The sequence below is a fragment of the Pseudoalteromonas sp. 2CM36K genome, from assembly GCF_023161865.1.
Classification (GTDB): domain Bacteria; phylum Pseudomonadota; class Gammaproteobacteria; order Enterobacterales; family Alteromonadaceae; genus Pseudoalteromonas; species Pseudoalteromonas tetraodonis.
Genome location: NZ_JALNTK010000021.1, coordinates 38,082 through 63,504, shown reverse-complemented (window position 1 = coordinate 63,504; position 25,423 = coordinate 38,082). Strand labels below are relative to the sequence as shown.

Sequence of the window (25,423 nt, the reverse complement as noted above, 5' to 3'; positions counted from 1 at the left end):
TAGTATTTAAAGCTCTGTGGGTTGGTAATAAAGAGGCTTTATGCCTCTTTATAATTTTTAAGCCTCAAACTTTAGCTGCGAGCAATGCTTTTTCAATTACTTTTTCTAGTTTTTCAGGTTTAGTAAAGGGCGCGTAGCGCTTAATCGGTGAGCCATCTGAATTAATCAAAAATTTTGTGAAATTCCACTTAATTTTTCGTGTTAACAACCCCGGTAATACAGATTTTAAATAGCGAAAAACCGGATGTGTATGCTGACCATTAACGTTCACTTTTTCTGCGATTAAAAAACTAACTCCGTAATTGATTAAGCAACCTTGCGCTATTTGATTCGCGTCTCCGGGTTCTTGCTGGCCAAATTGGTTACACGGGAAACCTATAATGACTAAACCTTGGCAGGCATACTTTTCGTGTAATGCTTGCAACGACTTATATTGATAAGTGAATCCACACTCACTTGCAGTATTTACTATTAACACAACTTTACCTACAAACTCTTGAAAATCGATAGGTTGGCCTTGCAGGCTAGTTGCACTTAGTTGATGAAATGGATGCATATTATTAAGCTATTATTTGTTTATTTGGCATAGTCTAACCTTTGCTTGGTGATTAACAAAGTCGAAATAGTGAACACTGCTATGGCGTTACTGTTAATTTAAAATCAAAAATAACCCCATACCAGCAAGTGTGGTTAGGTAAATATTATGTGTTTTGTAAGCAACTATAATGGCTACAATCGCTGCGCTTAAATAAGGATTTTGCCAATTTAGATTAATGCCACCATCATTTATAAATACAATAGGCACCCAAATCGCTGTTAGAACCGCAGGTGCACTGAAGCTCAAAAACTGCTGCATTTTAGGCCCTACTTTAAATGGTAGCGCGCGATGTAAGAATAAATAACGGGTAAAAAAGGTAATACATGCCATAAGTAAAATAGTCGTCATCATGATTTAGTGTCCTTATTTTTTACTATTCTAGTTACAGCGTAACCTGCACTCATCGCGAGTAGTGCTGAGCATACCAACCACAGCTCAAAGCCTGTGCTTTTTAATAAAGTGGCACAGATCCCTGCAACAATGACAGTGACAAGAGTGGCTAAATTTTTAACTCCTGGGATAACCAAAGCTATAAAGGTTGCAGCAATCGCAAAGTCGAGTCCTAAATTGGTGAGATCAGGGAGTATAGTACCGGCTAAAATACCGAACAGTGTCCAAATATTCCAAGCAATGTAAAAGCTAAAGCCTGCGCTGAGCGCGTAAATTAGGCGCGTTTTAGTCTGGTAGGCGCGAGGATGATGCGAAAAAGCAAATAGTTCATCGGTTAATACAAAGCTGACTGGAAGGCGCCAACGCATGGGTTGCTCAATCACTTTGTGACGAACCGCCAAGCCATATAAAAAATGACGAGAGCTAATAATAAATGTGGTAAATAAAATGGTTAACAGAGGGGTATTACCAGCCATTAACTCAATAGCAACCAGTTGAGCCGAGCCTGCAAATACCAATAGCGACATAGCTTGAGTTTCAAAAGGGGTAAAGCCATTTTGTATTGCCAACGAGCCACATAAAATACCCCAAGGAATAACGGCTAAACATAATGGCAGCATATCTAAAAAGCCTTTTAGTATCGGTTTTTTAATGGACTGCATGTGTTTTACTCTGTGTAATAGTAGAAAGACTCATCGGGATACCTTAAGATTAAGATGCTAAAATAGTTAGCGTTTTAGATGATACTGTTTTTTAGGGAAGGTGCAATGTTCAAGGTAAAAGTGTGGGATGGCTTTTTAAGAAGCTTTCATTGGTTATTAGTATTGAGTATTGCTGCGCTTTATTTTAGTGCTGAAGAGGGCATGATAGAGCTACATTTTGTGGTTGGCTTTTTTACTTTAGCGCTTATTTCAACGCGGATTATATGGGGTCTCATAGGCAGTAAAACGGCAAGAATATCGGCATTACTGCATTCTCCTAAATCGGTGCTTGCTTCTTTTAGTGGCAAAAAAACAAATGATGTGGGCCATTCTGCACCAGGCAGTTATATGGTGTTATTATTTTTTATACTGATTATTACGCAGCTGGTTAGTGGTTTAATGAGCAGTGATGGTATTTTAACTGATGGCCCGTTAGCGCAGTATGTATCGAGTGATACGATTGATTTCGCTAACTGGCTGCATCATATTAATTTTGATATTTTATTTTATGCGATTATTTTGCATGTTGTGGCTATTATTGCTTATAAAATAAAAGGCAAGCCTTTAGTAAAAGCTATGATCACCGGTAATAAAGCACTGGCAACACAAAGCTCAGAGCCTGAGACAAAGTCACCATGGATTGCATGGGTTTTATTTTTACTATTACTGGTTTTAATTATGAGTACTTGGGGAAGTGAGCCTTTAAGTTATCTGCTTAGTTAAAAAAAATGGCGCTAATACAGCGCCATTTTTATTGTTTAATACACAGTGTTTATTAGTCTTTGAATTGCTTATGGCAATCTTTACAGCCTTTAGCCCATGCACCAAATGCTTTACCAATGACCGCTTTGTCACCTGTTTGAGCTGCTACAGCAAGTTCATCAGCATATTGCTGAAACGCTGTCGCTTTTTTCATAAAAGTATCGTTTTCAGACCATACCGCAGGAAGTGCTGATGTATCGCCTTTTTCAGTGCCTGCGTAAAATGCCTCCCAAGGCATTTTAGATAATGCCGCCGCGTTATTTGCACGCTGTTTGAATTGCTCTGCATCAAAAGGAATTTTACCCTTAAGCATAGCACCCATATCGCCTATTTGAACTGAAATCATAGAAAATGCAGCTTGGCGATACTCAATCGCATCACTCGGCTCTTTGAATGCAGAATTTGCAGATACGCTAAATGCGCATGTAGATAGTAACGCCCCGATAAATACTTGCTTCAATTTCACTTTACTCTACTCCTTTAAGGGTTCTTTAATTATCTTTGTATCTTAGCTCAGGCTTTAGTTCAAGATAAAGAGCTGGTTTAGTCATTTATATCAATATCAGCAAATATCATTCCTCGTCGCATGCTACGTGTCGCTAAGAATACCTCGCCAAGTAATGACATAAATGCACATATTAGCAATGCCATGGCACCAACAAAACAACTACCGATAGTGACACCTAAATTAATCGATTGTATGTGCGATAAAAATAACAACATAACCACGGCACAGACTAATAATGCGCTTAAGACACTTAAACTAAAGGCAATATGTATGCAGCGGGAGCGCTTAAGAAGCGCCCTTAGTTCTGTAGTTAGAGACAAGTTAAACTCTTCATCGGTACTAACTTTTAATTTTCGCTCTAACTGCCTGGCTCTGTCTGTAATACGTGCCAAACGGTTGGATAGCACCCCAAGTGTTGCCGCAATACCTGTTATTAAAAAGACGGGTGCAACGGCTGTTTGAATGACTTTAGCCATAGTTAAAATATTAATTACATCGTTGTTCATTTATCCCTCTATTTAAATCTTTTCATTTACAATTGTTCACAATTGGTTTTTGCTTTTTATTACATTAAAATCAATGTTTTATGTTGTTAGTGTGTGCTTTTTTGTAACTTAAATGTAGCAATGCTGTTGCTCCTGTAAAGGTTAACGTTTTATATTCGTAGTTATCAATCAATGGAATTGAAACTAGTAAATACAATAATACATAAACTATCCTAGGGGAAACGATGTCTAATAATATAATTAAAAGAACAGCAATCGCGACAGCTGTATCGGGTGCATTTGTGGCAACATTTGCCAATGCTGCGACTTTGCCAAATGCTACAATAACTAACAAACAAGTAGAGCAATTAAAAGAAATAGCTGCTGATAAAAAAGTGCCTTCAGCTCACATGATTGTTTTAAAAGCAAAAACCTCAGTTGATGCAGTTGCCGCTGGGACTTACCAGGTATCTTCTAATCGAGAAATTACGGCGCAGATTGAGCAGCTTCAAGATATGATGACTGTTGAGCTTAGTAGCCTAGATTTTAATGCTAAGGTAATTGGCAAAACCAAAATTTTAGCTCCAACGTTAATTGTTCAAGCAACGCCTGAAGCGTTAGCTCAAATTGCAAAAGATGATCGCGTTGCTAAAGTTTTACCAATGTTCGATCGCGAGCTACATGTTGCAGCAAGCTCTGAATATATCAACGCTAAACCACTTATTACTGACGGCATAGCAAGTGGTAAAGGTCAACGTGTTGCAGTACTTGATACGGGTATCGATTACACTCATGCTGCTTTCGGTGGCGCAGGCACAGTTGAAGCTTATTTAGCAGCTCAAGCTGATCCAACATCAGTTGCATGGCCACAAGGCATTGTACAAGGTGGTTACGACTTTATACGTGATGATGCTGATCCAATTGAAAATGATGCCGCTAATTCACCTTCTACAGGTGATCCAACCAACCACGGTACATCATCTGCAAACTCTGTAAATGGTATTGCGCCTGACGTTGAGCTTTACGCTTATTCAGTATGTGGCGGCGGTTGTCCTGGCGATGCACAAGCAGCCGCTTTAGAAGCTGCAATGGATCCAAATGGAGATGGTGATATTTCAGATCGTGTTGATGTAATGAATATGTCATTAGGTGGTGAGTTTGGTGATACTTATACTGGTGGCGGTACGCAATTCTTAATTCAGCGAGCCGTTGAGTTAGGTGTAAACATGGTTATTTCTGCTGGCAATGACGGTGATAATCCATTCCGTGTTGGTGGCCCAAGCACTACACCTAATGCACTATCTGTAGGTGCAATGACTCACCCAACAACTGAAATCGGTGTTGCATCAGGTACTGTTGCTGGCGTTGAAGGTAATATTCAGCCATCAAGTTTTGGCCCACAAGAAGCATATACAATTTCAGGTGCAGATATTGAATTAGTTTATCCTGAAACAAACGCAGATGGTTGTGCTGAATTTGCTGCAGATGTTGACTTTACAGGCAAAGCAGTATTAATCGACCGTGGTGCATGTGCATTTACTGAAAAAGTTTTACATGCTCAGGCTAAAGGTGCTGAGTTTGTAATGATTGCGAATAACACCGATGATGGTACCCCAGCACCTATGGGTGGCTTTGATGCGGATGTAACTATTAAAAACGTAGGTATTAACTTTGCCGCAGGTGCAGCTTTAAAAGCTCAACTAGCTGCTGGCGGTCCTGCAACATTTGATATTAGCGTTGAAATTAAAACAACGGCAGGTGCAGTTGCAACATTCTCATCTCGCGGTCCTTCTATGGATGGATTATTAAAACCAGAAATTACAGCGCCAGGTACGAGCATTGACGTAGCAGCAGCAGGCACGCAAACAGGCACAAACCCGGTTTCAGGTACTTCTTTCTCGGGCCCAATTACAGCAGGTGCTGTGGCAATGATCCGTGAAGCGCATCCTGAGCGTAATGCGTTTGAGATTAAAGCAACAATCATGAATGCAGCAAACTTAAACGTAACTAATGAGCCTCTAGCGATTAATCCTGATTCAGAGCTTGCGCCAATAAGTATGATAGGTGCAGGTTTAGTTGATGTGACTAAGGCGGCTAACTTGCCAGTTGCAGCTTGGGTACATAACGGAGAGTTTGATACTAAACAAGCTGCACTCTCTTATGGCTTAGTAAGCTTAGCGGAAACAGGCTCTATTACTAAAACGGTAACCGTTAAGAACTTCTCTGCAGATGCAAAAACGTACAACCTTCGTACTGAAGCGCGTTACCAAAATGATATTGATACGGACGCAGTTAGCTGGGATTTCCCTGAATCTATAACAGTACCGGCAGGTCAAGCGATTAACTTTGACATTACAATGACGGTTGATCCAAGTAAATTACCTGCATGGGAATTAGAAAATCCATTCAGTGCAGAGGATATTGCAGCAAGAAGTGCTGCATTAACATCAGTAGAGTTTGATGGTGCATTAGTATTTGATGATGCATCTACCGATGGCGATCACGATTTACATGTTGTTTATCATGCAATGCCAAAAGCTGCGACTCAGTTGAGCTACTCACCTGAAATTGTTAACAATGAAATGGCATTGGTTATTGAAAATACAGGTCAAACTGAAATTTCCCCACAAGCTGAAAGTATTGTTGCAATGGGGACAGAAAAATCAGTTGAAGATGCTGAGTTTAATATCCTGTCTACTACATTCTCTGCATTCAATGCAGATTTCTGTGATTCAGGAATTTATATTACGTCATCAATACAACTACGCGATCCGTTAACTCATACTTTCCAAGCGGGTTATAGAATTGAAATAGATACCAACAATGACGGTGTATCTGATCAGTTTATGACAAACTTAAACGACCGTGGCCGCGATACAGCGTTCCCAGGTCGTAGCCGCACATTAATTGGTATGACTGATGGCGCTGGTAATGATGCATGGCAATGGGGTACGCCGCTTTTCCATGCTGCAGGTGAAGACACAGTTACTTTCTCAGGTTGTTCTGAGTTAATGAATATCGATGCGTCGCTTCTTGGCGAGCCAATGAACTTCAAAGTATCGGTAGGTTATCCTAGTTACCAAACTGGTGTTTACAGTGAAACAGACAGCGTAACAGGTTCAACAGTATTCGGCGTACAACCTCAGGTACAGATTACTTCACTTGAAACGGGCGAAGCGGTTTCTTCAATTATGCCAGGAGAGAAAGCGGTGGTTTCTGCAAGCGGCCCGTTTGCATTATCGCAAGGCTCAGGTACTAACATTATTAAAGTAATGGCAGCTGAAGACCTAGAGTTACCAGACGTTGAAGCTCCAATGCTGGTTGGTGGTGAGTTTAGTGTTTCTGAAGATGCAGCTGATGGAACTGTAGTAGGTGCGCTTACTATTGAAGAATCAGACTTAGACTTAGCTATTTCAGAGTACTATGTTCAATCTAATACAAACCTTGGTCTTGCTGTTGATGCAGAAGGTCAAATTGTGGTTGCAGATAATACTTTATTAGCGGGTGATACATCTGCAGAAATGGAAGTTGTTGCGATTGATGTTCGTGGTAATGTGTCAGAGCCTGCAATGGTAACAATATCTGTTACTAAAGTAGCGCCTCCGGTTGTTACTCCAGAGCCTACTAAGAAAAGCTCTTCAGGCTCATTAGCTTGGCTAACATTACTAGTTGCGCCATTTGCATTTATGCGTCGTCGTAAGCAAAAGTAATTAAATAAATTAAATATTAACTAAAGGGAGCTTCTGCTCCCTTTTTACATAGCTTCACAAACTAAATCTCCGTGCTATTAAATATTAGGTATATTTAATAAAAATAATAACTACAGAGATTCCAATCAATGAAACACACCCCATTTGTTCTTACTTTTATATCCTTAGCTATTTTAGGGGGATGTAATAAAGCCCCTGATGTTGAGCAATCAGCAAAGGTTGAAAATGTAGCTGCTAAAATCGCAGTCATGCCGCCGATTGCGAAGAAAGTACCGTATAAAATGACAGTCCATGGCGACACGCGTATCGATAATTATTATTGGATGCGTGATGATGAGCGTAAAGCTCCTGAGGTAATTAGTTACCTTGAGGCTGAAAATGCTTACACAGATGAAATGCTTGCGCATACAAAAACGTTACAAACTTCGTTATTTGAAGAGCTAAAAGGGCGAATTCAAAAAGACGATGATTCAGTGCCAGTTAAAAACGGTGACTATTATTATTCATCACAAACTCGCGGTGATAACGAATACGCAACTTATGTACGTAGTAGTGATTTTGCAGGCACTGACCAGCAGGTTATTTTAGATGTAAACAAGCTAGCTAAGGAACATGATTATTATGCCGTAAGTGGTTTAGATGTAAGTCCAAACGGCAATTTAATGGCATATGGTGAAGATACCGTAAGTCGTCGTATTTATAATATAAAAATAAAAGACTTAAGCACTGGTAAATTACTCGAAGATACGCTTAAAGGTACGAATGGCAGTGTTGTTTGGGCAAACGACAACAAAACGCTTTATTACATAAAAAAAGATTTACAAACTTTACTAGGTTACCAAGTTTATCGTCATACGCTCGGTACCCCACAGGCTGAAGATGAACTCGTTTATGAAGAAACAGATACCAGTTATTACATGGGTATTAGCAAAAGCAAAGACGATTCAGAAATTTATATTTGGCACAGCAGTACAACTGCGTCAGGTGTATCAGTTTTAAGTGCTGATGATGTTAAAGCTATGCCAAAACGCTTGATTGAACGTGAAGCGGATCTGGAGTATGGAATTTCTAAGCTGGGTAATACTTACTACATTGTCACTAATTTAAACGCAGTTAACTTTCAGTTAATGAAAGTAGATATTGATAAAGCTGGCGATAAAGCTAATTGGCAAACGGTGATCCCCGCTCGCGATAATATAAAATTAGAAGGCATCGACTTATTTAACGATTACTTAGTGTATCAGCAGCGTGAAATGGGTCAGTCGACTATTATTGCTCGTAACTTAACCACGGGTCAAGAGATACCGCTTAGCTTTAACGACAGTGCTTATACAATTAGCACCTACGGTAACAATGATTTAAATAGCGATACATTACGTGTGTATTATACCAGTATGACAACACCCGCTTCATCGTATGATGTTAATTTAGCTACTGGCAATAAAACATTACTTAAACAACAAAAAGTACTCGGTGATTTTAGTGCAGATAATTACGCATCAGAGCGAATTTTTGTCACTGCACGAGATGGTATTAAAGTACCGGTAAGCCTAGTCTATCGCAAAGACATGTTTAAAAAAGAGGGGACTAATCCGCTGCTACAATATGGTTATGGCTCGTATGGCGCGACCATGGATCCTACCTTTTCTAGCGCTCGCTTAAGTTTGCTCGATCGGGGTTTTGTATTTGCCATTGCGCATATTCGCGGTTCACAAATGCTAGGTCGCCCTTGGTATGAGGACGGTAAACTACTGACTAAAAAGAACACCTTTAACGACTTTGTAGATGTTACCAAGGCATTGGTTGAGCAAAAGTATGGTGCAAAAGATAAAATATTTGCTCAAGGTGGCAGTGCGGGTGGCTTGTTAATGGGGGCAGTGGCAAACCAAGCTCCTGAGTTGTATAAAGGTATGGTGGCTGCGGTTCCATTTGTTGATGTAGTGACTACGATGCTTGATGCAAGTATTCCACTTACAACCAACGAATACGGTGAGTGGGGTAACCCTAACGAGAAAGAATACTATGAGTATATGTTATCGTATTCACCTTATGATCAGGTCAGTAAGCAAGATTACCCAAATATGTTAGTTACTACTGGCTTACATGATTCACAGGTACAATATTTTGAGCCTGCAAAGTGGGTGGCTAAGCTGCGAGATTACAAAACAGATGATAACAAGCTACTGTTTAAAATTGATATGGAAGCAGGGCACGGAGGTGCATCAGGTCGCTTCAAACGCTTAGAAGATACTGCATTAAATTATGCTTTTATGCTTGATTTAGCGGGTGTGGATAAGTAACTGGTCTGGCAATATCAATAAGCGCAGCTATTTGCTGCGCTTTTTTATTTTTAAATATACACAAATGCTTTGCATTGGATAAATAAGCATTTACATTAAGGTGGCTAATGAGTGTGAATATTATTTTAGCGCAAAATAAAAACGAGAAGGGAGAGTGTAATGGAACAAAATCAAGAGATTAAAGTCGTCAATAAAGATGACCGCACATGGGCAATGCTATGTCATTTAAGTGCATTAGCGGGGTTTATTGTGCCATTTGGGTCGGTACTCGGCCCTCTTATTATCTGGTTAATTAAAAAAGATGAAATGCCAATTGTTGATATACATGGAAAAAAAGCCCTTAATTTTCAAATCACTATGGCTATAGCTTATTTTGTTTGTTTTTTACTAATTTTTGCAGCGGTTGGTTTACTACTGTTACCTATGGTGGCTATTTTTTCATTTGTGATGGTGGTTATCGCAAGCGTGAAAGCCAACGATGGCAAAGAGTTTAATTATCCCCTTAGCTTAAATTTGATAAAATAACTGTTTTTATTATTCGGTGAATTGGTTTTAAGTTAAAAAGTCGTTCAAACCCAGCTTAATTGCTGGGTTTAGTTTTTAGCCATAAGGGAAAAATGCTCTATATAACATTATTTTTTACAGCATTTATATCTGCCACGTTATTACCTAGCTCGTCTGAAGTGTTGATGGGTGGGATGATAATGCAAGGTAATACTAACTTATGGCTGATTTGGTTTGCAGCAACCTTGGGTAATGTACTGGGCAGTTGTGTTAACTATTGGTTAGGGACGCAGGCATTGCGTTTTAAAGATAAAAAATGGTTTCCAGTATCTGAAAAAGGGCTTAAAAAAGCACAAAAGCAGTTTAATAAATATGGTGTTTATAGCCTGTTGTTTGCCTGGCTGCCAATCGTTGGCGACCCACTAACCGTTATTGGCGGCGTGTTTAAAGTTCGCTTTACTACGTTTTTAGTGCTGGTAACGCTCGGCAAGGGGTTACGTTATTTAGCGGTAATAGCCCTTGCCGTTGGATTATTTGTGCCAGTCGAGGGTTAAAGAAACCGAATCGGCAAAGCGCAACGCATGAGGTTTATCTACTCGAGCCTTAGCATAATTAACGCTTGGGTGTGAGTGGCAAACAGCAAGGATTTCAGCAACTAGTTTTTCTAACAATAAAAAGTGTCCTTGCTCCACTAAGCTAATTACCTCTTTAGTAATCACTTTGTAGTTAAGTGCTTGGTCTACTTCATCTGTTTCACAAGCTTGATCAGCAGGGTAGTGAATTTCAAGGTTAATGACTACATCTTGTTTTTTTTCACGCTCATCAGGATTAAAACCAATAAATGTGCGTAGTCGTAAGTTAGTTACATTAATAATTGCGTTTGCCATACATTATCCTTTGATCAGCTGTAAAAACTCATTACGTGTTTTCGGATCGGCTCTAAAGTTTCCTAGCATTACCGAGGTACGCATGCTTGAGTTTTGCTTTTCTACACCACGCATCATCATACACATGTGTTTTGCTTCAACAATTACACCCACGCCTTTTGCACCGGTTACTTCCTCAACCGCTTTTGCAATTTGATGGGTAAGCTGTTCTTGAATTTGAAAACGACGCGAAAACATATCAACAATACGCGCAAACTTAGATAAGCCTAATACTTTGCCATCAGGAATATAAGCAATATGACAGCGGCCAATAAAAGGGAGTAAATGATGTTCACACATAGAGTAAAGCTCGATGTCTTGTATCAATACCATGTCGTCAGCGTCAGAGGTGAATACCGCATTATTAGTGATTTCGTTAAGCGTTTGACGATACCCTTGAGTAAGGTACTCCATCGCTTTTGCAGCGCGCTTTGGGGTATCGAGTAACCCTTCACGTTCAGCATCTTCACCTACAGCAGTTATAATTTTTTGATAGCTTTCTTTTAATTCGTTATGCATAAGTTTCTCAGTTTTATTAGGACTTACTTAAGATGGCGACCACCATCAACAGGTAAAGCACGCCCTGTGATGTAATGGCTGTTCAGTAGTAGGTCTATACAATTGATAATTTCTTGGCATCCAGGTTCGATACCCATTAATGATTTTTTTAAAGTTTTAGCGCGATACTGCTCATCATCATGTTGGTTAAAAATAATTAATGATGGTGCGACTGAATTTACTTTTATGTTAGGTGCATATTTAGCACTAAATGATTTAGTTAAGTTATCCAGTGCGGCTTTACTGGCCGCATAAGCAAGATGCTTTGGACTGCCTGTTTCCACTACATAATCAGTCAAATGAATAATGTCAGCGGGTTTAGCATGCGACGCCTGATAATTTAATAGTAAATCTGCGCAGTGTAAGTTTACCAAGTACGGTGTTTTTGCATGAATGCGCATCATATTGTCAAACAGCTGCTCAAAGTGGGGGTTGTTAGCTTCACAGTCCCAGCTTGATGCATTATGAATAACCGCCCTTAGTGAGTCAGTGTGTGATTTAAGCAACGTAATAAAAGTATTAATGCCCTCATCAGTACTAAAGTCAGCATAAAGACAGGTAACCCCTTGTTGTTCCAACGAATCAACAGCCTCATGACGGGTCCGATAAGTAATAATGACCGCTTGCCCTTGGGCTATAAAGTGCTTTGCCAGCGCAAGCCCTATACGTTGTGCTGCACCAGTAATCAAAATAGGGGGTGTCATAAAATATAAAACTCTCTGTTGGCAAGCGTTAAGGTTAACTTTTAAAAATTTAAGCCACTTATTTTCACGTCATGTTTACGTAAAATACAAGCGGCTCGATCAGTTAAATCACGCTTATAATATTGATTTAAAAAGCATCGTATATTGTTGGAATAGGCTGGCGCTTATGTTGCGTGCGCTGGTAAATTGCAATTAGCGTTTCTTCTACATGACTTGAAACTGCTTTACCTTCTAAAAAGTCATCAATTTCTTCATAACTTAAGCCAAGTGCTTCTTCGTCTGTTAGTCCTGGTCTATCACTTTCTAAATCCGCTGTTGGTGCTTTCTCAACTAAAAGCGCAGGCGCACCCAATGTGGTTGCTAATGCGCGAACTTGGCGTTTTGATAGGCCAAATAAAGGAGCCAAATCGCATGCACCATCACCAAATTTCGTGTAAAAACCAGTAATATTTTCAGCACTATGATCGGTACCGACCACTAAGCCTTGGCAAAAGCCGGCTATTTCATATTGCGCAATCATGCGTTGACGTGCTTTGACATTACCTTTAATAAAATCGATTTTATCTTGCGAAGGGAGTGTTTGTTCGGTACCCGCGAGAGTTGCCATTGTCTGCTCATGCAGAGCATCGGTTGCGGGTTTAATGTTTACTGTCATACGGGTGCTCGGCTTAATGAAATCAACCGCCATTTGCGCTTCACTTTCATCAGCTTGAACGCCATAAGGTAGGCGTACAGCAATAAATTGATAATGAGTGTCAGGGTGTTCTTGGTTTAGCTCATCAATAGCAAGTTGACACAAACGGCCACAGGTCGTTGAATCTACACCACCACTGATCCCTAGTACAAGTGAGGTTGAATATGCCGCTTTTAAACGTGCTTTAATAAAATCCACTCGGCGTTTAATTTCAGCGTTTACATCAATCGAAGGCTGAACTTTCATTTCAGCCATAATCTCGGCGCGCATGGCCCGCTCCTTTAGTTAAATAATTTTTACGCTCTACATAGAACAACTATTATGTGATTTCATATTTATGAATTAAAGCCCTAAGTGAGCTTTTATTTGTTTAAGCTGGGCTTTTAGCTCATCAATTTCTGCAAGTAAGTCATTTAGCTCAGTGTTTTTTATATCATCAGTGTGTGTTTGTGCCTCAAGTGAAGCCTCGTTCACAGATGATTGATCTGCAAATAAATGAATATATCGACAATCCCGTTTACCTGATTCGCGCGGCATCTTTTTAACATGATTGCTTTGAATTAGTTGTTCAAGTGACTTTTCAACATCATCAATACGAGCAAAGTCGGCAAGGCGGCTACAACGTGTTTTTAATTCGCCAGGTGTTTGTGCGCCTCGCAATAATAATAAACAAATAATCGCCCTTTGCTGTTGATCAAATTGCAGGTGACTAAACTCAGTATTACAAAAACGATGATCGTATTTATTAACTCGCCCAGACAGCCCTTCATTTACAGTGACTAATCGCATACTGATTAACTCATCAACGGTTATTTGAACTTGCTCTTCTGTATAATTAACAACTGGCGCGCGATTCGATTTTTGATTACAAGCATTTGTTAATGCATTTAACGATAAAGGGTAGTGCTCAGGTGTTGTGCTTTGTTTTTCTAATAAACAACCAATAACGCGTTGTTGCTCCATTGATAATTGCAATTGCATACCTTATCTCACCTAATAAATCCTATTTTTAGCTTACACTGTTATTTGCTTGTAAGCCATTGCTGGAGCTTAGAATGAAGAGTTGTGGCATTGAGGGGTTTAGTTAAATAGTCATCCATACCAGTGGCCAAACATTTGTCTTTATCACCCTGCATTGCGTTTGCGGTAAGCGCTATTATTGTTATGTTTTTATTTACCTTGCCTGCTTTGCCTTCTCTGATGGCAATAGTTGCTTGATAGCCATCCATCGTAGGCATTTGGCAATCCATTAATATTAATTGATAAGTGTTAGCTGGGTTTTGATTCAACTTTTCAACTGCCTCAGCACCATTTTCAGCAATCTCAAATGTCACGTTCAACTGTTTTAAAAAAGCAGCGGTAACAACTTGGTTAATTTTATTATCTTCTACTAATAAAACATGCGCCGCCAGTGTATCTGTCATAACCTCAGTGGCAGCAAGCGACTTTAGTTGTGTACCAACGTGTGTTTGCTCGATAGTGCTTTTTGCAGTCAGCGCATTTTGTAAATCAAAAGGGGTGAGTGGTTTAAATACGAGGGTTTCTTCGGTTAAAAATGTGGCACTTTTATTTGTATAACTCATGGGAGCCATAATAATTAAATGGCTATTACTTTTTGTTAAAAACTGCTTAAGTGCGAATGCTTGAGCTTCGTATAATGGTTCAAATAAAGCACTGTCAACAAGCACAATGTTTGGTGGGGTATCTTCATGGCTATTAATGTAGGCACTTATAGACAGGTAATCGCAGATCGTGCTGACCTTAGCCCCCCAGCGAGTTAATTGTTTTTTGGCAATAGTGGTATTAAGTAAGCAATCATCAATAACCCAAATACGCTTATTTTTAATTGCTTGATATGCTTCGTGCTGTTGAACTAATTGAGGGGTTATCTTTATAAAAAAGGAAAATGTACTGCCTTTATTTAGTGTACTACTCACATTCACTTCGCCACCCATGAGCTCACACAGCTGCTTGACAATAGCAAGACCCAGGCCTGTGCCACCATATTGGCGTGTGGTTGATGTGTCTGCTTGAGTAAATGAATCAAATAAATGGGGCTGTTTTTCTGCGCTGATTCCTATACCTGAGTCAGCGATTGCACATTCTAAAACTGTGGCGTCAAGTGTGTGGGCAATTTTAGCGGTTATCAATATTTCACCGTTTTGGGTGAATTTAACGGCATTACCAATTAAGTTACTTAAAATTTGACGTAATCTATTCGGATCGCTAATAAATTCGCTGCTAGTGATATGTGTTGCATCCAAAATTAACGTGGTGTTATTTTGCTCGGCTCTTAATGCAAATGACTCAACCACTTCACCCAGTAAGTGAGGTAAATTAAATTGAATATTTTCAATGTCTAACTTGCCAGCCTCTATTTTAGAAAAGTCTAAAATATCATTAATAATTTCTAATAATGACTCTGCAGATGATTGCGCAAGTTTAATATGACGCTTTTGTTGTTGATCTAATTGGGTTGCTTTAACAATATTAAGCATTCCCAACACCCCATTCATGGGTGTGCGAATTTCATGGCTCATACTGGCTAAAAACTCACTTTTTGCAATCACAGCTTGTTCTGCGGCTTCTTTTGCCCTGACTAGTTGTGCCTCTGTTTCTATACGTTGTTGGCTAGCGTAAAGGCTGCCAATTAAAGCCCCTACAGCAATTAAAAAGCTTTCTTCATTATGGCTCCATGTTCTAACTATATCTTGCTCAGCACATACTATTCCAATAGAGCCACTGCTTGCAGGAATAAGAACACACAGCATCGCCTTGACTGAAAACGGTTGAAGGTAGCTTTCTTTGATGGGGGCTAAGTAGGGATGTTGTTGAGCATTATCAACACAAAATATCGCTTTTCGTTCTATTGCGGTAAAAAAGTCAGGAATAGTTTCTTGCAGCCACGGAATATTATTTTCGCTACCTGAACGATTAAAACTCGCAAATTGAATTAGCTGGGTTCTTTGTTGGTTAAACAATTTTATACTGGCGCAGTTTACCTCAAGGGCTTGGCAAATAGACTGCGTGATTAATTCTTTAGATTGGCTTAGTTTGCCATTTAATATTTCATCACTCACCGTTAAGGAGGCCAAGGTTTCGTTAAAACGAGCAATTTTACGATTTTCTAATTCTACTTTTTTACGGGCATCAATATTTTGTAATGAACCAAATATTCTTACACAACGGCCATTTTTATGTTCAGCTTCACCGTGAACAAGTGCCCATACAGACTGACCATTTGCATTGATCACTTCAAGCTCAGTTTCGTAACTTTCACCATGCTTAATTGCTCTTTCAACCAGTTTAGCGATTTTTTCTCTACTTTCACCTTCTTTAAAATAGTTTAAATTTTCTGACCATTTTGGTTGCTCATCTAATGGGTATTCAAATATTTTTTTAGTCATATCTGACCAAAACACGTGTTTTTTTTCTAAGTTAAACGACCATGCACCGACTTGTGCTAAATTACTCATCACCTCAAGCATTCTTTCGCTTTCTTGTTCACGGTTGAGTATTTTTAGATAAAACAAAAAGGCAGAAATGAGCAAGCCTAACACGGTTAAAATAATGAACCGTAAAGGCCAGATCGAAGAACTCACTGGTTGCCAGCCTTGCTTGGGTATAACATAAAGCTGCCAAACACCTCCTTGAAAGTTTAAAGTAAATTCTAGAGGGTCTTGAACAGTAATAGAGGGGTCACCGAAAAAAAAACTCACCTTCCTTACCTAATCCATTACGTCCTTGTATTGCTATATTATAATTTTGCTGTAGTTCAATAATCCCCGAGTTTTCATAAACTTTTTCTATATCGAGTACCACTGAGAGCAATCCCCAAAAGGCGTTATTTTCTGGCAAGTATGCTGGTACGCGCGCAATCAAGGCTTCGCTGCCTTGGACAAGCTGAAGTGGACCTGCCATCACGATCGTATTCGTGTCTCTTGCTTTAATGGCATCTTCGCGCTGTGCTTTATTTTCCAAAAAATTAAGACCTATCGCTTTTTCGTTACCTTTAAGCGGATGGGTCATTTTTATTACCATGTCTGGCGCCGCGCCAATATTACGTAGCTCATTTGAGGTTTCAAAAAGTGGGGCTGCAATTTTTTCAAAGCGAGTTTGATCTAAGTTTGGCTCAGCGGCAACAGCAATAGCTAAGCCACGAATGAGTTGAATATTAGACACTAATACAGCTTCAAGTTGTGCTCTATAGGTACTTACCTGCGACAGAGTGCGTAATCGATAAGCATCTTTCTCACGGTGATAATTGACGTGATCAAGCACCAAGCTGATAGTGATTATCAACACCAGCGATAATAAAAAAGTCAGCTTAGCGTTATTAATTCGGGTGCGTTTGTTTTTGCGCTGCGGGGACATAGAATGTAACTAGGTTGTTAATCAAGACAGGCTAACTATAGTCAATTTATCGAAGAAATAAAAATGGCGCAGTTAAAAATGCGCCATTTTATTTTTATAATTAGTAGTTTAGGTGTGGTTATGAGTCGCTAACTTCGCGCGCCCAATGCTGTTGCTTTGCAACGTGTAATTTGCGGTAACCATCAAGAAGTGCTGCATGCTTTTTAAAACCCTCAAGCGATAAGCCTGGGAACGTTAAGCCGTTAAATAATTTACGACCTTCAGCAATTTCAATAGCAAGCGTGACATTGTCGCTACCAAACATTAAACCTAATGCATCTTGATAACTTGCATATTCGCGCTCGTCATCATATTTAATTTCAAGGATTGCTTTTAAGCAACGAAAGTGACGCATTGCTTCGTCGTTTACTTGGCCGGTATGCAAAATCCAATCAACCCAGTCAATAGCTTCTTCATTACCCGCCGCTAAGCATAAATGTGCTTTAAGCTCACCAATGCGTAGTGTGTGCCAAGGTGTATCGGCGTCGGTTGCTAAGCCAATGAATTCAGCTGCGCGAATAATATCGCTATGGCCTGCTTCTTCGAGGTTGTCGTAAATTTCCATCCATTGTTCGCTATCGTACTGATCAAGCGATAAGAAGTCTTCGCGGAATTTAGCGCCTTCATTATTGTTGCGCCAAATTAACTCATCTACTGGATAAATGTCTGACATACCAGGAACTAAAATACGACATGCATACACGTTTAAATGGGTGTAATCCATAATATAGATATCGTGACCCATGCTATGAATTAAATCAGTACAGAAGTTGTATTCTTGCTCAGTTGAACCACTAAAGTCCCAATGTACAAATTCAAAATCTGCTTCAGAGCGGAAAAAGTCATGTGAAATTAAACCGCTTGAATCAATAAAGTGCAGTTCAATGTTCTCAGGAGTAGCGACTTCGTCGTTATCAAATGTAGCAGGTTGGAATACGTCTAGTTGATCTAGGCGACGACCTTGCAGTAGCTCAGTTACCGTACGTTCAAGTGCCACTTCAAATGAAGGATGAGCACCAAAAGAAGCAAATACTGACCCATCAACAGGGTTTATAAGCGTGACACTCATTACTGGGTATTTACCGCCTAGTGATGCATCCGCAATGCGTAAATGGAAGCCATGGCTACGCAGCTCTTCACAAGCTTCATGAATTTTAGGGTATTGCTTTACCACCTCTTCAGGCACGATTGGCAAGCTGATACCTTCGGCAATAATGCGGTTTTTAATTGCGCGCTCAAATACTTCAGATAATCCCTGAACACGGGCTTCAAATTTAGTATTACCGGCACTCATACCATTAGAAACAAAAATATTACCAATCACATTCACCGGAATGTAAATGTCTTGGTTGTCGCGCTGACGAGTGTACGGTACAGAACAAATACCACGTTCGAAATTACCAGAGTTAAAGTCATAAAGGTGTGATGCGGTTAATTCACGCTCTGGGTCAAAATAATCCCATAAGCTTTCATCCATAATACCCTGTGGTATTTCATCGTTTTCAACTTTAAACCATTTCTCGTTTGGATAATGAGTAAAGTCATCATTGGCGAACTCTTCGCCTAAGTAAAAATCAGCAAAAAAATAGTTACAGCTTAAACGCTCAAAATATTCACCTAGCGCAGAGGCGATAGAGGCTTTATCAGTGGCACCTTTACCATTAGTAAACATCACACCGCAGTCGCTATCTTTTATATGAACTGAATAACAGTTTGCTACAGGGTTAAGCCACAGCGCTTCTTCAATATTAATATTTAGCGCTTTTAGCTTGTTTTGCATGGTAGAGATAGACGATTCTAAATCGCGGTCTTTACCTTTAATAAATGTTTTTTCAGTCATTTTTATCTCAACTAGGTCTGCACAATACATGAACTGTGTATTATCGTGGATTTTGATGTTTATTTCACCCTTTACCCGCTTTTCGTAGCGTTTTTAATAGAACGAATATGAATATATGCTAATAATAGTTTATTGAAATAGTTAGAGGGTATGTTTATGTTTAAAGTAATCAAACGGTTGCTATTGGTTGTTGTGATTTTAGCGCTCGCCAGTACTGCAATTGTTTACGGCGTTTTGACCTTAAGTTTGCCAGCCCTTGATGGTAAAGGCCGAAGCGATGCGGTGACACAGCCTGTTAAAGTTGCTCGAGATACCCTTGGCCAAGCCGTTATTACTGCAACTACTCGTCATGACGCTGCTTATGGCTTAGGGTATGCTCATGGGCAAGACCGCTTTTTTCAAATGGATTTATTACGTCGTAATGCGGCCGGTGAGCTAAGCGAACTATTTGGTGAAGCCGCGCTTGGGCTTGATAAAAAAATGCGTTTTCACCAATTACGTAAACGCAGCCAAGCTATTTTAAAAACCCTCCCGAAGGCCGACAAACAGCTGCTACGCAGTTATGCTCAAGGTGTAAATGAAGGCCTTGCACAAGTAGGGTACCCAAGTTTTGAATATTTACTCACGGGGGCTGAGCAAAAGCCTTGGCAAAGTGAAGACAGTTTATTAGTTATTTTTAGCATGTACCTTGATTTACAGTCATCTACATTTGAGCGCGACCAAGCTTTAATTCAAATAGAGCAGCAGTACGGGGCTGAAATGGTAAGTTTTTTAACTCAGCCTAGCCAATATCAAGCCGCATTGGATGGCAGTCAGCTCGCTCTTTTGAATAACCCAATCCCCGAACTTTTATCGCAACCAATCACCGCGATTAAACCCATTACCGCTAACTTAGAAGTGGGTAGTAATAATTGGGCGGTCACCTCAAATTTAACCAACACTCAGGCTGCGATGCTCTCTGATGATATGCATTTATCAATGGCTGTGCCGGTTATTTGGTATCGAGCCCAATTAAACTATTCATTAAATAATAAACCCATGCAGGTAACGGGTGTCTCGCTTCCAGGAGCGCCGGCGATTGTAGTAGGCACAAATAACAACGTTGCATGGGGGTTTACCAACGGGTATTTAGATACCGCCGATTGGATTGCGCTTAATAGCGATAGCAAAATGTGGCAAGTAGATGAGCCTATTGCATTACCCAGTGGCAAAGTAGAAAGTTACTCTCTTACGCTCAGTGAATACGGTCCGGTAAAATACATTAATGAAAAGCCTTACGCGCTGAGCTGGGCTGCACATCAACCATACGCCGTTAATATTCAGCTATTACAGCTTGAGCAAGCACAGACTGTTGATGATGCGCTTGATATTGCAAGTGGCGTAGGCATTCCTGTGCAAAACCTGCTGGTGGTCGATGACCAAGGAAATGCAGCATGGAAAAATATGGGCGGCATACCTGCGCGAACAACACCTAGTGAATTAGCCGTAAAAGAAGAAGATTACTCCGCGCTTTGGCAGCAAAACGAAATCGATCGACCTTTTATTAAAAATCCTGAAAACGGGCGGTTATGGACAGGTAATTCTCGAGTGGTATCTGCTGATGATAACGTCCGTTTTGGTAATGGCGGTTATGCGCTTGGGGCACGTGCAACGCAAATTCGCGATAGGTTATTTGAAAAACAACGCTTTAATGAAAGTGATTTTTATCAGTTGCAGTTAGACAACCAAGCACGATTTTTAATGCCTTGGCATGCCTTATTGCTTGAGCAGTTAAAAAAACAGCCCGCGCGCTATAAAGATCATATAAATGCCCTCGAAAACTGGCAGCAATGCGCTTGCCCGCAATCAATAGGGTATACCTTAGTAAAGACGTATCGTGATGAACTGATTAATATTTTATTTAGCAGTATTGAGACAACACTCAACCAGCGAGATGGCACATTAAAATATGTGAAACGTGATTTAGAGCCTGCTGTTTGGCAGTTAATAAAGGCTCAGCCAACAAGTTGGGTTAATCCGCAGTTTACTAATTGGGAGCAGCAATTACAGGGTGCCTTTGAGCAAACACTCACGCAATTAACATCAAGGTTTGGTAATAACATACAAAACTGGCAATGGGGTAAAGTGAACCAATTAGTGATAGAACACCCGTTTGCTAAACAAATGCCCATACTGAGTAAGTTACTTAACATGCCAACAGCCCCCGGGTTTGGTGACAGTTATATGCCAGCGGTGCAAAAACGTAGTTTTGGCGCATCACAGCGTTTTATTGTTCAGCCTGGGCACTTAAAGAATGCTATTTTAACGATTCCGGGTGGGCAATCAGGGCACCCACTTTCTGAGTTTTATCGAGCTGGCTTTGATGAATATGTAAAAGGTAAGCACACGCCATTATTACCGCAAGCATTAATGCATCAAATTGAAATTACACCAATGAACGACTAGCCTTGGATGCAAAGTGAGCTAAATAAGTAGTAATAACGTTTTATAACCCAGATAAAGCAATTATATGAAAACAAAAATGAAAAAATTACTACCGGCATTAATCACCAGTTTACTGTTAAGCAATCATGCATTTGCGGATGAAAACCCTGTTACGGCTACACAATTAAGTGAACATGTTTACGTGTTATTTGGCCAAGGCGGTAACATTGCCGCAAGCGTGGGGGATGATGGTATTTATATTATTGACGATCAGTTTGCCAAGCTTTCCGACGATATTAAAAAAACCATTAGCGAATTAAAGCCAGGCAGTGCCGAGTTTGTAATTAACACACACCATCATGGTGACCATACTGGGGGTAACGAGAACTTTGCCAAAGCGGGCGCACATGTGATTGCTCACGACAATGTGCACAAGCGCTTAAAAGAAAAACATGGTGAGGGTTCTGATTACTTACCGCGTATTAGTTTTGGCCATGATTTAAAACTGCACTTTAACAATGAGCATGCGCATGTTGTGCACTACTCAAATGCACACACAGATGGCGACTCGGTTATCTTTTTTAGTAACGACAACATAGTGCACATGGGCGATATATATTTTAACTTTGGAAGCTTACCTTTTGTTGATGTAGATAGTGGCGGTAGTGTTAATGGTGTTTTAGCGGCGGTTGATGATGTGATTAAACAAATTGATGAAAAAACAACCGTTATTCCAGGGCATGGCCCGATAAGCGACCGTTCAGGGCTAATGACGTATCGTAAGCTGGTACAAAAAGCGAAAGATGTTATGCTTAATGCTATGCAAAACGATGCCAGTTTAGAGCAAGTCCTCAAAGCCGATCCATTATCAGAACTTGGCCTTGAATACGCAAACTGGTTACCAAAAGAGCGTGTAACCACCCTTTTTTATCGCAGTTTAAAGTAGCGCCTAGCGCGAATAAAAACGCATAAACCTAATTAAGCTGAGCATTTGTTCAGCTTTTTTGATTTTTACGTGCCTAAAGGAGTTGTATATGTCGGCAGAAAAAACCCATCTTGAAATTTGTAACTTAAGCAGAGAACAATACCCACAAATTAAAACCTTGATGGACGAAGCGTACCCTGATTTAGGCGGCGCATGGCCAAGCCATACAATTTTTAGACTTATAGATCAGTTCCCTGAAGGGCAAATTGGTATTGTTGATGATGGCGTGCTGGTGGGTTTAGCGCTGAGTGTCCAAGTGGATTATGCACGTTTTTCAAACCCGCATACCTATGAAGATATTGCCGACGGCCACGACCGAGTATTTAGCGACACCACAGGGGATGCTTTATACGGTTTGGATGTTGCTATTAGTGAGCAATACCGTGGCATGCGTTTAGGACGTCGTCTTTATGATGCCCGTAAAGAATTATGTCGCCAATATAACTTACGCGCTATTTTAGCGGGTGGCCGCATTCCGCGTTATTACAATCACAGCGACGATATGACGCCAATGGAATACATTGCCAAGGTCGATCAAAAAGAGCTGTATGACCCCATACTCAGTTTTCAATTAGCCAATGACTTTCAGGTTAAACGATTATTAAAAAAATACTTACCTGAAGATCAGGAGTCGGTCGGTTATGCCACATTACTTGAGTGGAATAACATTATGTATGAGCCAACCGACACCGTTATTGAGTCAACTAAATCAATCGTGCGCGTAGGAGCTGTGCAATGGCAAATGCGCTGTGTTGAATCGGTTGAAGAAATGCTTAAGCAAGTTGAATATTTTGTTGATACGGTGTCTGATTATAAAAGCGACTTTATTTTATTTCCGGAGTTCTTTAACGCGCCACTGATGGGGTTAACTGAGCAAAGTAATCAAACCGAAGCAATTCGTTATTTAGCTGAATACACTGAGACTTTTAAAAACGCGATGTCGCGTATGGCAATTGAGTACAATGCGAATATTATCACCGGCTCTATGCCGCTTGCCGAGGGTGATAAAATCTATAACGTGAGTTACCTGTGCCATCGCAGCGGTAAAATAGACGAGCAACGTAAAATTCATATTACCCCGCATGAGCAAAATGACTGGGTGATTCAAGGCGGTGATAAAATTGCTGTATTCGATACCGATGCAGGCCGTGTAGGGATTCAAATTTGTTACGATGTTGAGTTTCCAGAGTTGTCGCGTATTTTAGCAACCCAAGGGCTTGATATTTTATTTGTGCCATTTTGGACTGACACTAAAAATAGTTACTTGCGTGTACGCCATTGTGCGCAAGCGCGCGCTATTGAAAACGAGTGTTATGTGGTTATTGCAGGTTCGGTGGGTAATTTACCCGAAGTAGAAAGTTTAGATGTACAGTACTCGCAATCTGCTGTTCTTACACCGTCTGACTTTTCATTTCCACACGATGCCACATTAAATGAGGCCACCACCAATACCGAAATGCTATTATTTAGCGACTTAGATATGGACAAGTTAAAAATACTTCATAGTGAAGGTACCGTGCGTAACTTAAAAGACCGCCGCAGTGATTTATATGAAGTGATATTGAAAAAGAGAGATGTTTAATGGCGTGGATGTACTTAATAATTGCAGGGTTACTTGAAATTGGTTGGCCAATAGGCCTAAAAATTTCACAAAACCCAGATACTCGTTGGCAAGGCATTGCAATTGCAATCGCGTTTATGGTCGCAAGTGGCTTTATGCTTTGGTTAGCGCAAAAGCAAATCTCTATGGGGACATCGTATGCGGTATGGACGGGGATTGGGGCCGCTGGTACGTTTTTAGTTGGCATATTATTTTACGGTGATGCAGCCACGTTTGGCCGTATTGCTGGTGTATTAATGATTATTTGTGGTGTTATCACCTTAAAAATTAGTCATTAATTGTTAGATTAAAAAACAAGCGCAGGTTTATACCTGCGCTTTTTTTAACTACTTGGCAGCATAACTAAGATGGCAGCCACTGCGATCAGCACTAGCCCCGCACTATCTTGGCGCTTTAGCGGCTGCTTTAGCCATAAAATCGAGATTAACATGGTAAAAAACACTTCTATTTGACCGAGCGTTTTTACATAGGCGACATGCTGTAAGCTCATGGCACTAAACCAGCCGACCGATCCTAAGCAGCTAAATACACTCACTGCACTTGTCATTTTCTTATATTGATACATCATTTTAAAGGTATGGCGCTCTTTTAAAGCAATGTATATACATAACATCAGTGTTTGCAAGCTAATAATCAGTAACAAAACCCACGCTGGTGCATAAGGAAAAGCTATACCCGAGCTTAAACTCGCTTCGCGGATCCATGACGATGACAACGCAAACGAAGTACCGCAGGCAAGCCCTGTTAAGGCGGTTTTTAAGCTAAAATGTTTCACATTCGCAATGCCGCTTAATAGCAATACAGCAAGTGCGCCAATAAATACACCAATCCAACCTAAAAATGAAAGCGCCGAACCAAAAAATAGTAACCCTAATATCGCCGCCATTAGCGCTTCGCTTTTAGCAAGGCCGGCGCCTACTGCAAAATTGTTCATTTTAAACAACTTCACCATGAGCCCCGTGGCAATAATTTGCACTATGCTGGCTCCAATAATATAGCTAATAAATAAAGGGTTAAACGAAGGGAGAGGCGCATCTTGGTAATAATAAAGCGCATATAAATACAGCCCTGCAATAGGGCTTGCGACAATAAAGCGGGCTAGAGTAACGCCAGCAACGCTGACATGAGCGCTTAATTTACTTTGCAGCGCATTACGCCATGACTGCATAAATGCGGCAAAAATAGTGAGTAAAATCCAAATCATCTTAAATAACATACAAAAAAGCGGAGGAGTAATTTAGCAGTACTGTGACATGAAAGCGACCATCAAAAAGGCATAATGAATATTCATCACCTGCGA

The 25,423-nt window shown here is 40.2% G+C and carries 21 protein-coding genes and 1 pseudogene; 9 read left to right on the top strand and 13 right to left on the bottom strand.

Features of this window, described 5'->3' with window-relative positions; translation table 11 throughout:
* Positions 1-64: 64 nt before the first annotated feature.
* The 3 genes from MTN97_RS13740 to MTN97_RS13730 form a co-directional block, all read right to left on the bottom strand.
* Positions 65-556: a glutathione peroxidase gene (locus MTN97_RS13740; protein WP_076922589.1), complete on the bottom strand. Its 492-nt coding sequence runs from the start codon at positions 554-556 to the stop codon at positions 65-67.
* A gap of 93 nt (positions 557-649) precedes the next feature.
* The gene (locus tag MTN97_RS13735) at positions 650-949 is read right to left on the bottom strand and encodes an AzlD domain-containing protein (protein ID WP_016900234.1); all 300 of its coding nucleotides are present in this window, start codon (positions 947-949) and stop codon (positions 650-652) included.
* Entirely contained in the window at positions 946-1,650 is a 705-nt protein-coding gene (locus tag MTN97_RS13730) for an AzlC family ABC transporter permease (RefSeq protein ID WP_248474635.1), read from the bottom strand. Before MTN97_RS13730 ends, MTN97_RS13735 begins: the two co-directional genes overlap by 4 nt.
* Before the next feature lie 105 nt (positions 1,651-1,755).
* Between MTN97_RS13730 and MTN97_RS13725 the strand changes: the two genes are divergently transcribed.
* On the top strand, positions 1,756-2,412 hold the full coding sequence (locus MTN97_RS13725) for a cytochrome b/b6 domain-containing protein (protein WP_076922591.1): 657 nt from the start codon (positions 1,756-1,758) through the stop codon (positions 2,410-2,412).
* Between the two features lie 52 nt (positions 2,413-2,464).
* On the opposite strand, the gene MTN97_RS13720 is transcribed toward MTN97_RS13725, so the two are convergent.
* Both MTN97_RS13720 and MTN97_RS13715 read right to left on the bottom strand, forming a co-directional pair.
* Positions 2,465-2,917: a c-type cytochrome gene (locus tag MTN97_RS13720; RefSeq protein ID WP_248474634.1), complete on the bottom strand. Its 453-nt coding sequence runs from the start codon at positions 2,915-2,917 to the stop codon at positions 2,465-2,467.
* Between the two features lie 77 nt (positions 2,918-2,994).
* A complete protein-coding gene (locus MTN97_RS13715; RefSeq protein WP_008108981.1) occupies positions 2,995-3,465 on the bottom strand; it encodes a DUF2721 domain-containing protein in 471 nt (156 codons plus the stop codon).
* A 224-nt stretch (positions 3,466-3,689) separates the two neighbouring features.
* Between MTN97_RS13715 and MTN97_RS13710 the strand changes: the two genes are divergently transcribed.
* The 4 genes from MTN97_RS13710 (at position 3,690) to MTN97_RS13695 (ending at position 10,512) form a co-directional block, all read left to right on the top strand.
* Positions 3,690-7,154 carry a S8 family serine peptidase gene (locus tag MTN97_RS13710; RefSeq protein WP_248474633.1) on the top strand — a complete coding sequence of 1,155 codons (3,465 nt, stop codon included), beginning with the start codon at positions 3,690-3,692 and terminating at the stop codon, positions 7,152-7,154.
* Between the two features lie 128 nt (positions 7,155-7,282).
* Complete coding sequence (locus MTN97_RS13705) at positions 7,283-9,454, top strand: S9 family peptidase (protein WP_248474632.1); 2,172 nt, start codon at positions 7,283-7,285, stop codon at positions 9,452-9,454.
* A 159-nt stretch (positions 9,455-9,613) separates the two neighbouring features.
* Positions 9,614-9,979 (top strand): DUF4870 domain-containing protein, encoded by a 366-nt coding sequence (locus tag MTN97_RS13700; protein ID WP_010392586.1) that lies wholly within the window; start codon positions 9,614-9,616, stop codon positions 9,977-9,979.
* Between the two features lie 92 nt (positions 9,980-10,071).
* The gene (locus MTN97_RS13695; RefSeq protein ID WP_028834877.1) at positions 10,072-10,512 is read left to right on the top strand and encodes a YqaA family protein; all 441 of its coding nucleotides are present in this window, start codon (positions 10,072-10,074) and stop codon (positions 10,510-10,512) included.
* On the opposite strand, the gene folX is transcribed toward MTN97_RS13695, so the two are convergent.
* The 7 genes and pseudogenes from folX to ycaO form a co-directional block, all read right to left on the bottom strand.
* A complete protein-coding gene (folX, locus tag MTN97_RS13690) occupies positions 10,489-10,845 on the bottom strand; it encodes a dihydroneopterin triphosphate 2'-epimerase (RefSeq protein ID WP_013463705.1) in 357 nt (118 codons plus the stop codon). The genes MTN97_RS13695 and folX overlap by 24 nt on opposite strands.
* A 3-nt stretch (positions 10,846-10,848) precedes the next feature.
* Positions 10,849-11,403 (bottom strand): GTP cyclohydrolase I FolE, encoded by a 555-nt coding sequence (gene folE, locus MTN97_RS13685; protein ID WP_008108996.1) that lies wholly within the window; start codon positions 11,401-11,403, stop codon positions 10,849-10,851.
* Between the two features lie 23 nt (positions 11,404-11,426).
* A complete protein-coding gene (folM, locus tag MTN97_RS13680) occupies positions 11,427-12,146 on the bottom strand; it encodes a dihydromonapterin reductase (RefSeq protein WP_248474631.1) in 720 nt (239 codons plus the stop codon).
* A 127-nt stretch (positions 12,147-12,273) separates the two neighbouring features.
* Positions 12,274-13,110 carry an ammonia-dependent NAD(+) synthetase gene (nadE, locus tag MTN97_RS13675; RefSeq protein ID WP_248474630.1) on the bottom strand — a complete coding sequence of 279 codons (837 nt, stop codon included), beginning with the start codon at positions 13,108-13,110 and terminating at the stop codon, positions 12,274-12,276.
* Between the two features lie 72 nt (positions 13,111-13,182).
* Positions 13,183-13,815: a YceH family protein gene (locus MTN97_RS13670; protein WP_248474647.1), complete on the bottom strand. Its 633-nt coding sequence runs from the start codon at positions 13,813-13,815 to the stop codon at positions 13,183-13,185.
* Between the two features lie 47 nt (positions 13,816-13,862).
* Positions 13,863-17,214: pseudogene (locus tag MTN97_RS13665) on the bottom strand (ATP-binding protein).
* Between the two features lie 118 nt (positions 17,215-17,332).
* Positions 17,333-19,093 (bottom strand): 30S ribosomal protein S12 methylthiotransferase accessory factor YcaO, encoded by a 1,761-nt coding sequence (gene ycaO, locus MTN97_RS13660; protein ID WP_013463710.1) that lies wholly within the window; start codon positions 19,091-19,093, stop codon positions 17,333-17,335.
* 156 nt (positions 19,094-19,249) lie between these two features.
* Between ycaO and MTN97_RS13655 the strand changes: the two genes are divergently transcribed.
* From MTN97_RS13655 to MTN97_RS13640, 4 genes are all read left to right on the top strand, one after another.
* Positions 19,250-21,538 carry a penicillin acylase family protein gene (locus MTN97_RS13655; RefSeq protein WP_248474629.1) on the top strand — a complete coding sequence of 763 codons (2,289 nt, stop codon included), beginning with the start codon at positions 19,250-19,252 and terminating at the stop codon, positions 21,536-21,538.
* Positions 21,539-21,614: 76 nt separating this feature from the next.
* Entirely contained in the window at positions 21,615-22,463 is an 849-nt protein-coding gene (locus tag MTN97_RS13650; protein WP_036980826.1) for an MBL fold metallo-hydrolase, read from the top strand.
* Positions 22,464-22,551: 88 nt separating this feature from the next.
* Positions 22,552-24,084, top strand: coding sequence for a bifunctional GNAT family N-acetyltransferase/carbon-nitrogen hydrolase family protein (locus tag MTN97_RS13645; protein ID WP_248474628.1), 1,533 nt, complete (start codon positions 22,552-22,554; stop codon positions 24,082-24,084).
* Positions 24,084-24,401, top strand: a complete 318-nt coding sequence (locus MTN97_RS13640; protein WP_016900225.1) for a multidrug efflux SMR transporter — start codon at positions 24,084-24,086, stop codon at positions 24,399-24,401. The genes MTN97_RS13645 and MTN97_RS13640 overlap by 1 nt, the downstream gene beginning before the upstream one ends.
* Positions 24,402-24,445: 44 nt before the next feature.
* On the opposite strand, the gene MTN97_RS13635 is transcribed toward MTN97_RS13640, so the two are convergent.
* Positions 24,446-25,327, bottom strand: a complete 882-nt coding sequence (locus tag MTN97_RS13635; RefSeq protein WP_013463714.1) for a DMT family transporter — start codon at positions 25,325-25,327, stop codon at positions 24,446-24,448.
* Positions 25,328-25,423: the final 96 nt, after the last annotated feature.

Excerpts from the sequence above, each read along its gene's own strand:
- MTN97_RS13740 (WP_076922589.1), bottom strand. The coding sequence starts at position 556 with ATGCATCCATTTCATCAACTAAGTGCAACTAGCCTGCAAGGCCAACCT.
- MTN97_RS13735 (WP_016900234.1), bottom strand. The coding sequence starts at position 949 with ATGATGACGACTATTTTACTTATGGCATGTATTACCTTTTTTACCCGT.
- MTN97_RS13730 (WP_248474635.1), bottom strand. The coding sequence starts at position 1,650 with ATGCAGTCCATTAAAAAACCGATACTAAAAGGCTTTTTAGATATGCTG.
- MTN97_RS13725 (WP_076922591.1), top strand. The coding sequence starts at position 1,756 with ATGTTCAAGGTAAAAGTGTGGGATGGCTTTTTAAGAAGCTTTCATTGG.
- MTN97_RS13715 (WP_008108981.1), bottom strand. The coding sequence starts at position 3,465 with ATGAACAACGATGTAATTAATATTTTAACTATGGCTAAAGTCATTCAA.
- MTN97_RS13710 (WP_248474633.1), top strand. The coding sequence starts at position 3,690 with ATGTCTAATAATATAATTAAAAGAACAGCAATCGCGACAGCTGTATCG.
- MTN97_RS13705 (WP_248474632.1), top strand. The coding sequence starts at position 7,283 with ATGAAACACACCCCATTTGTTCTTACTTTTATATCCTTAGCTATTTTA.
- MTN97_RS13700 (WP_010392586.1), top strand. The coding sequence starts at position 9,614 with ATGGAACAAAATCAAGAGATTAAAGTCGTCAATAAAGATGACCGCACA.
- MTN97_RS13695 (WP_028834877.1), top strand. The coding sequence starts at position 10,072 with ATGCTCTATATAACATTATTTTTTACAGCATTTATATCTGCCACGTTA.
- folX (WP_013463705.1), bottom strand. The coding sequence starts at position 10,845 with ATGGCAAACGCAATTATTAATGTAACTAACTTACGACTACGCACATTT.
- folE (WP_008108996.1), bottom strand. The coding sequence starts at position 11,403 with ATGCATAACGAATTAAAAGAAAGCTATCAAAAAATTATAACTGCTGTA.
- folM (WP_248474631.1), bottom strand. The coding sequence starts at position 12,146 with ATGACACCCCCTATTTTGATTACTGGTGCAGCACAACGTATAGGGCTT.
- nadE (WP_248474630.1), bottom strand. The coding sequence starts at position 13,110 with ATGCGCGCCGAGATTATGGCTGAAATGAAAGTTCAGCCTTCGATTGAT.
- ycaO (WP_013463710.1), bottom strand. The coding sequence starts at position 19,093 with ATGACTGAAAAAACATTTATTAAAGGTAAAGACCGCGATTTAGAATCG.
- MTN97_RS13655 (WP_248474629.1), top strand. The coding sequence starts at position 19,250 with ATGTTTAAAGTAATCAAACGGTTGCTATTGGTTGTTGTGATTTTAGCG.
- MTN97_RS13650 (WP_036980826.1), top strand. The coding sequence starts at position 21,615 with ATGAAAAAATTACTACCGGCATTAATCACCAGTTTACTGTTAAGCAAT.
- MTN97_RS13645 (WP_248474628.1), top strand. The coding sequence starts at position 22,552 with ATGTCGGCAGAAAAAACCCATCTTGAAATTTGTAACTTAAGCAGAGAA.
- MTN97_RS13640 (WP_016900225.1), top strand. The coding sequence starts at position 24,084 with ATGGCGTGGATGTACTTAATAATTGCAGGGTTACTTGAAATTGGTTGG.
- MTN97_RS13635 (WP_013463714.1), bottom strand. The coding sequence starts at position 25,327 with ATGATTTGGATTTTACTCACTATTTTTGCCGCATTTATGCAGTCATGG.